The sequence below is a fragment of the Priestia sp. JV24 genome (assembly GCF_025910025.1).
Classification (GTDB): domain Bacteria; phylum Bacillota; class Bacilli; order Bacillales; family Bacillaceae_H; genus Priestia; species Priestia megaterium.
The window spans coordinates 21,389-27,971 of the sequence record NZ_JAPCIN010000037.1; the positions used below are offsets into that span (position 1 = coordinate 21,389).

Annotated in this window: 8 protein-coding genes and 1 pseudogene; 8 read left to right on the forward strand and 1 reads right to left on the reverse strand. The window is 37.2% G+C overall.

The window, feature by feature from the left end:
* Window positions 1–21 precede the first annotated feature (21 nt).
* The 8 genes and pseudogenes from OK414_RS27785 to OK414_RS27820 all read left to right on the forward strand — a co-directional run bounded on the left by OK414_RS27785 (window position 22) and on the right by OK414_RS27820 (window position 5,219).
* Window positions 22–1,370, forward strand: a pseudogene (locus OK414_RS27785) (transposase).
* A gap of 147 nt (window positions 1,371–1,517) precedes the next feature.
* Entirely contained in the window at window positions 1,518–1,724 is a 207-nt protein-coding gene (locus tag OK414_RS27790) for a DUF1657 domain-containing protein (RefSeq protein WP_017695330.1), read from the forward strand.
* Window positions 1,725–1,802: 78 nt separating this feature from the next.
* On the forward strand, window positions 1,803–2,258 hold the full coding sequence (locus tag OK414_RS27795; RefSeq protein ID WP_031538351.1) for a YhcN/YlaJ family sporulation lipoprotein: 456 nt from the start codon (window positions 1,803–1,805) through the stop codon (window positions 2,256–2,258).
* Window positions 2,259–2,275: 17 nt separating this feature from the next.
* Entirely contained in the window at window positions 2,276–2,755 is a 480-nt protein-coding gene (spoVAC, locus tag OK414_RS27800; protein ID WP_017695333.1) for a stage V sporulation protein AC, read from the forward strand.
* A complete protein-coding gene (gene spoVAD, locus OK414_RS27805; protein WP_017695334.1) occupies window positions 2,755–3,768 on the forward strand; it encodes a stage V sporulation protein AD in 1,014 nt (337 codons plus the stop codon). The genes spoVAC and spoVAD overlap by 1 nt, the downstream gene beginning before the upstream one ends.
* A gap of 2 nt (window positions 3,769–3,770) precedes the next feature.
* Entirely contained in the window at window positions 3,771–4,121 is a 351-nt protein-coding gene (gene spoVAE, locus OK414_RS27810) for a stage V sporulation protein AE (RefSeq protein WP_017695335.1), read from the forward strand.
* Window positions 4,122–4,134: 13 nt separating this feature from the next.
* Window positions 4,135–4,341 carry a DUF1657 domain-containing protein gene (locus OK414_RS27815; RefSeq protein ID WP_017695336.1) on the forward strand — a complete coding sequence of 69 codons (207 nt, stop codon included), beginning with the start codon at window positions 4,135–4,137 and terminating at the stop codon, window positions 4,339–4,341.
* 17 nt (window positions 4,342–4,358) lie between these two features.
* Complete coding sequence (locus OK414_RS27820; protein ID WP_017695337.1) at window positions 4,359–5,219, forward strand: DUF421 domain-containing protein; 861 nt, start codon at window positions 4,359–4,361, stop codon at window positions 5,217–5,219.
* Between the two features lie 569 nt (window positions 5,220–5,788).
* On the opposite strand, the gene OK414_RS27825 is transcribed toward OK414_RS27820, so the two are convergent.
* Window positions 5,789–6,358 (reverse strand): cupin domain-containing protein, encoded by a 570-nt coding sequence (locus OK414_RS27825; RefSeq protein WP_033880424.1) that lies wholly within the window; start codon window positions 6,356–6,358, stop codon window positions 5,789–5,791.
* Window positions 6,359–6,583 lie beyond the last annotated feature (225 nt).

Below are 6,583 nucleotides of genomic sequence, written 5' to 3' on the forward strand. Positions count from 1 at the left end.
AAGAATGGAGGTTGACTCCCTATGCCTATTATAAGACAAGAAAGTCTGTTTGACATGAAAGATTTATATGAATTAGAACCAACCAAGCGATTTTTTCGACGCTACATATTGAACCGTTGTTATTTGCGGTGTCTAAGAAAACGGTGTATGGTGCGCCGGCTGAACTTAATTATCCAGCCATGATTTATGCCCTTGTTGCGCGTATTGTGGAACGAATTCCAACGATTAAAGATCTTGTTAGAAGGTTACGACATGATTTTATGTTCCATCTCGAGTGTGGATTTCTGTTTTCTGATCGTATCCCTTCAGAGGCTTCCTTTTCTCGGTTTACCCAGAAGCTAAGTGAGTCAAATGCATTAGAAACCGTTCAAGAAGCTTTGCTTCTTCAAGCCATTCAAGAAGATTTTATTCACGATGATGTTGTCTCGATCGATGCCACACATGTTGAGTCTCGTGATCGATCTACTCCACAAGTAAAGAAGTCAAAACCACAGCCGAAAAAGCGTGGCCGGAAACCAAAAAAGGAACAAGTAGCCTATCAAAAAGAAAAACAAAAACAAGAAGAGAAAAAAACGATCTACGAGAAAGCCATTGAACATCAACTAGACATTGATCTTGAAACCTTACGGACAGCTATACCTTTACAGCCAACCTGGGGTATCAAGAAAAATAGTGAAGGAAAAAATACCTTTTGGTTTGGATTTAAAATCCATTTGGCAGTTGGCTCGAAGAGCCAATATATTCTTCAATCCCTCGTATCTTCAGCCAGTTTGAATGATGGAAAAGCCGCCATTCCTCTGTTAAAGGGTGTACAAGAACGGCTTACTTCATTGAACATTCAATATGGTACGCTAGATGCGGGATATGATTACGAAGCCATTTATACACAGCTGTACCGTATGGAAGCCAAAGCAATCATTGCCTATAATAAGCGAAACGAAGGAGAACTACTTGGATTTGATGAGCACTTCTCTCCTACTTGTGTACGAGAGCATTCCTATCGTTACGACAGCTTTGACGAGAGGTATAGAACGCTAAAATACACACAACCAAGCGAATGCAAAACTTGCCCATTAGTCCATGATTCTCTTTGTCAAAAAGTCTATAAAATCAAGATGGAAACAGACATTCGTAAATACAGTGCCCCTGGTCGTGGATCAGAAGCATGGAAAAAGCTTTATAATCAGAGAGGTGCCGTAGAACGAGTCAATGCTTATTTAAAAGAATTCTTTCAGTTAAAAAATGTCCGATATCGATCTGGAAAACGCGCAAAAATTCATTTCGATCTTGTGACGCTTGTTTATAATGCTTCAAAATTGGCGGTAGACCGAATCAATCGACAAATGAAAGAGAAAAACTTGGTTTCTTAACTTTTAAAAAATGTGTACGACCAAAATTCTGCCAAAGCAACTCTAGAAAAGAAACAATTATGAAATTGATTCATATATAAAAATAAATGAATAAATTTATATTTTATTTAGCACCATATTACTGTCAAATCATAGGAGGTGTTATTCATGACAGTCATAAATGACGTTAAAACAGCTTTAGCTGGATTAAAAAGCGCTCAAGCTAGCTTTGAAACATTTGCTCTCAGTACGGATAATCAACAAGCTAAGAAACTTTATCAAGATGCTGCTACACAAACCCAATCCGTTATTGATAATGTTGAACCACGTGTTCAACAAATCGAACAAGAAGAACCTCAATACAAACAACAATAATGAGTATGGCGAAAAGGTTGGTTGAAAGGCCAACCTTTTTTGAGCATCCCTATACTGGTAAAACATGGAGGTGATTTCATGAAAGTGAAAATATTATTTTTCATTTTAATCCTTATCGGAATGGGTTCAGGGTGTAACGGGAACCAAAATCAGTTAGATAATAATAATGATTTGAGTATTTCACAAGTACATACAAGTAAACCAATTGATCAATCTGTTGCCAATCATGCTAAAGAAAAGATTATCACTAAGGAAGAAATTTCGGATGTAAAGGCTGTGAATACAGATAATGAGCTTTTAGTAGCGATAAAAGTCGGAAATTTCAACCGTTTCCGATTAAAAAATATCGAGAAGTCAGTTAAATCTGACTTAAAAAAAATGTATCCCGATCATAAAGTATTTGTTTCGAGTGATAAAAAAATGTTCTGGGAACTTGAAAACATAGAACAGAGACTGAAAAAAAACGATACGAATGAGAAAAACTTAAAAAAGGATTTAAATAAACTGAAAAGTCTTATGAAGGAACAAACATAAAGAGAAAGGAACGAGTTATGTCTAATAATCAAAAGAAACAACTCACTCCTGTGCAACAGGAATACCAAAAATTGCAAAAACAACGAGAGATTAAAAGACCGGTTGTTAAAAATTGTATAAAGGCCTTTATAACTGGTGGACTTATCTGTCTGATCGGTCAGTGTATTTCTGACTTTTACATTTATTTTTTTGATTTTACTGAGCAAACGGCCGGAAATCCGACAGTGGGTACGTTAATTTTTATTACGATGCTTCTTACTGGTTTTGGTGTATATGATCGAATGGCCCAATTTGGAGGGGCTGGAACAGCTGTACCCGTAACTGGTTTTGGCAATGCGGTCATATCACCTGCCATTGAGCATCGTTCCGAAGGATTTGTACTGGGCGTAGGCGGCAACATGTTTAAATTAGCAGGGGCGGTTATTTTATTTGGTGTTTTTTCTGCTTTTGTCATTGCCCTCATCAAGACCATTTTAATCCAGTGGGGTGGTTTATAATGCTTGCAGGTCATCGTACATGGATCTTTGAACACAAACCTGTGATACTTTCTACTGGAACAGTTGGAGGACCATTTGAAGCAAACGGAGCGATCGCAGAAGATTTCGATCTCCTTCATGCTGATTTATGGCTTGGACAGGATTCCTATGAAAAGGCACATAAAGTCCTTTTTGAAGAAGCCTGTCAAAAAGCCATGGAAAAAGGGGGCATCCAAAAAGATCAAGTTCAATTTATCCTAGCTGGGGATCTGATCAACCAGATAACTCCGACAAGTTTTGCCAGTCGAACAATTGGATCTCCGTATTTTGGTTTATTCGGTGCCTGCTCTACGTCTATGGAAGGACTGGCTCTAGGTGCTTATATTGTGAATACAAAAGGAGCTAAATATTTATTAACAGGAGCATCTAGTCATGATACAGCTGTTGAAAAACAATTTCGGTATCCAACTGAGTATGGTGGACAAAAACCTCCTACGGCACAATGGACTGTTACTGGTGCCGGTGCGGCCCTATTAAGTGATTCTGGGGATGGACCTCGTGTCACTTCTGCTACAATAGGCCGTGTGATTGATATGGGTCTGACAGATCCATTTAACATGGGAGGAGCTATGGCGCCAGCTGCGGTTGATACCATTGAAGCCCATTTAAAGGAACGAAATGTTGAGCCATCTTATTACGATTTAATTGTAACCGGTGACCTTGGCCAAATCGGACAGGAAGTGTCCATGGATCTATTTAAAAAGCATGGAACTCCTATTAGTGAAGAACAATACCAAGATTGTGGCCTTATGATTTATCGGGAGGGGCAGCCGGTTCTCTCAGGAGCAAGTGGAGCAGGATGTTCAGCAACAGTAGTTTATGGTCATCTATTGAACCGTATGAAAAAAGGTGAATTTAAAAGTATGTTAGTCGTGGCAACAGGTGCTTTATTATCTCCTCTTTCTTTTCAGCAAAATGAAACGATTCCCTGTATCGCCCATGCGGTATCAATTGAATATGGAGGTGAACAATAAATATGACCTATTTTTGGGCTTTTACAGTAGGAGGTTTAATTTGTGTAATTGGGCAAATTATGTTTGATGTATTCAAACTTACACCGGGACATACGTTAAGTACCCTTGTAGTGGTGGGTGCCATTTTAGATGGGGTTGGTTTATATGAACCCTTGATTGATTTTGCTGGGGCAGGGGCTACTGTTCCGATTACCAGCTTTGGGAATTCTCTTGTACATGGTGCGATGCAAGAAGCCGAAAAACATGGGTTAGTTGGTGTGATGACAGGAATGTTTGAAGTAACTAGCTCTGGTATTTCAGCTGCTATTATTTTTGGGTTTCTAGGTGCGCTGATTTTTAAACCAAAGGGATAAGGGAGGATATCGAATGACAATTGCATCAGATGTAAAACAGTCACTTGCCAGCCTTAAAGGTGTAGAAGCCAGTCTTTCAAGTTTAGCATTACGAACTCTAGATAATGAATCGAAACGTACACTACATGAAACTATGATGATTTTACATGAAGTAGTAACGGATTTAAAAAAACGAATTGGAGAACTAGAACGAGAAGAATTCCAATATAAAGGATTTTAAGATAGGAGGGTCTACTAATGCCTCTTTGGCTAAATGTTGTTTCTCGAGTTATTTTGTTTATGATTGTTCTGTTTTTTATCACAAAATTTCTAGGTAAAAAGCAACTATCCCAACTTTCTTTCTTCGAATATGTAACAGGTATTACGATAGGAGGAATTGCAGCAATCGTTATTCTTGAAGTCAGACATAGCATTTTTATAGGTGGATTAGCAATTGTGACAATGGCAGCGATCCCTTATTTAGTTAGTCTCATTTCTTTAAAAAGTAAAAAGCTCCGTGACTTTGTAGAAGGGAAAGGATCTGTATTTATCAAAGATGGAAAAATCATGGAAGATAATCTAAAAAAAGAAAGATACACAACGGATGAGTTATTAGAATTACTTCGAAAAAAAGATGTTTTTCAGGTAGCTGATGTCGAATTTGCGGTGTTAGAGCCAACGGGGGATTTATCCGTGATGTTAAAAAAAGAGAATCAACCTTTAACAGCAAAGGATCTAAACTTAACGACCGCTTCAGTTAAAGAGCCCCAGACTGTCATTATGGATGGTATAGTAATGGATGAGCCACTTGCCACCATTGATCGAAGTCGAGCTTGGTTACATACTGAATTAGAAAAATTAGGGGTTACGATAGAAAATGTATTCCTTGGACAAGTAAATTCCTATGGTGAACTAACAGTGGACTTGTTTGACGATAAATTACAAGTCGCTTCCCCTCAAGAAAGACCTTTAATCCTTTCAACCTTGAAAAAATGCCAAGCAGATTTAGAATTATTTGCTCTTGGAACTGAATCAAAGGAGGCCAAACAAATGTATAGGTTAAACAGTGAAAAATTACAAGAAGCTATTGATAAAGTGACCCCTATTTTAAGAGCTTGAAATTATAAAGCATGTAGGAGTATTAGTGAGGCAGTTTCAAGAAAACATGATTTCTTTCATTCCTATCTTCAAAATAACAGTTAGACTGAAAATCAGCCCTTACATTTCATGCCAAATAGGCATTTATAGCAAAACAGTTCGTACGAGGCTCCAAGTCAAGTCCTTAAACGCATATTCTGTGGATACATATAAACAATGATAAAGGGTGCAACATATCAATGTTTTGTTGTTGATACTATATATAAGGTGCATATAGTTGAACGGTACGATTTGTCTTGAAAGGCTGAAGCTAAGGTTTCATCAGGCAAACGAGCCTATCATACCCATCTCTCCAAGTAAAGTCCTATGTTTGTATACGTTGTTGGATTATCCCATTTGGGGTGCAAAGCTAACCTTAACGCAGTTATTAATCCATATAACTAGCAGGACAAATTGTAGGCTATAATATTTTGCTATTTATTAAACGGAAAATGAATTTTGTCCAGCGTTTGAATACCTTCGTTACAAGAGTGATTCCCCATAAAATATGGGGATTACTAATTTGTGTTAGGGTTATCAGTCAAAAATTATTAATAGTGATTTTCTGAAGCCATGGCAATTGCCTTTGTCTCATGAACAGTACCATATGGATGTTGAGGTGGTGCATAAATGGAGTATAATTTTATTGGTTTATTACCTGTGTTCGTTAGATTATGCCATGTTCCTGCGGGTATCACGATTACATAGTCGTCATAGACATTGGCTTGAAAATCGTATATTCCTTTATTTTTCCCCATTTGAACAAGTCCTTGACCATCTTCAATATGGAGCAACTGATCCGATGTTGGGTGGATTTCCAATCCGATATCTTCTCCAACACCAATATTCATTAAAGTAACCTGCAAATGATTTCCCGTCCATAAAGCTATGCGGAAATTGTTATTCTTCTTGGCGGCCTGTTCAATATTAATTACAAATGGCTGCGGCCCGAAATCCTTTAATACATTGCCTCTATTATAAGGATTTTCATTATCGCCCAAATTATTTTTCCAGTTATAATAATGGGGATTCCAGTCGTTACACCAATTATTGTCATACCGGTTATAATACATTGGATTTTGCCATTGATGGTAATAACCTAATTGTCGGTACAAATTCATTCTCCTTTCACAGACGTATTTATCCCTTTAATATATGTCACTTTTTTTAAAAACGTGTATTTACGCAGCAGGATTACTATATTGTAAATGTAACGATTTATTTTTAATTAAATAACTTTTTTTTAATCAACTAGATTACCAAAAACCAGTATTTTTGTAACGATGGATTACTGCTTCACTTGCCTTTGATTTTATTAGGATTATCGTTTACCAAAAATAATTACA

Excerpts from the sequence above, each read along its gene's own strand:
- OK414_RS27825 (WP_033880424.1), bottom strand. The coding sequence starts at position 6,358 with ATGAATTTGTACCGACAATTAGGTTATTACCATCAATGGCAAAATCCA.
- spoVAC (WP_017695333.1), top strand. The coding sequence starts at position 2,276 with ATGTCTAATAATCAAAAGAAACAACTCACTCCTGTGCAACAGGAATAC.
- OK414_RS27795 (WP_031538351.1), top strand. The coding sequence starts at position 1,803 with ATGAAAGTGAAAATATTATTTTTCATTTTAATCCTTATCGGAATGGGT.
- OK414_RS27815 (WP_017695336.1), top strand. The coding sequence starts at position 4,135 with ATGACAATTGCATCAGATGTAAAACAGTCACTTGCCAGCCTTAAAGGT.
- OK414_RS27820 (WP_017695337.1), top strand. The coding sequence starts at position 4,359 with ATGCCTCTTTGGCTAAATGTTGTTTCTCGAGTTATTTTGTTTATGATT.
- spoVAD (WP_017695334.1), top strand. The coding sequence starts at position 2,755 with ATGCTTGCAGGTCATCGTACATGGATCTTTGAACACAAACCTGTGATA.
- OK414_RS27790 (WP_017695330.1), top strand. The coding sequence starts at position 1,518 with ATGACAGTCATAAATGACGTTAAAACAGCTTTAGCTGGATTAAAAAGC.
- spoVAE (WP_017695335.1), top strand. The coding sequence starts at position 3,771 with ATGACCTATTTTTGGGCTTTTACAGTAGGAGGTTTAATTTGTGTAATT.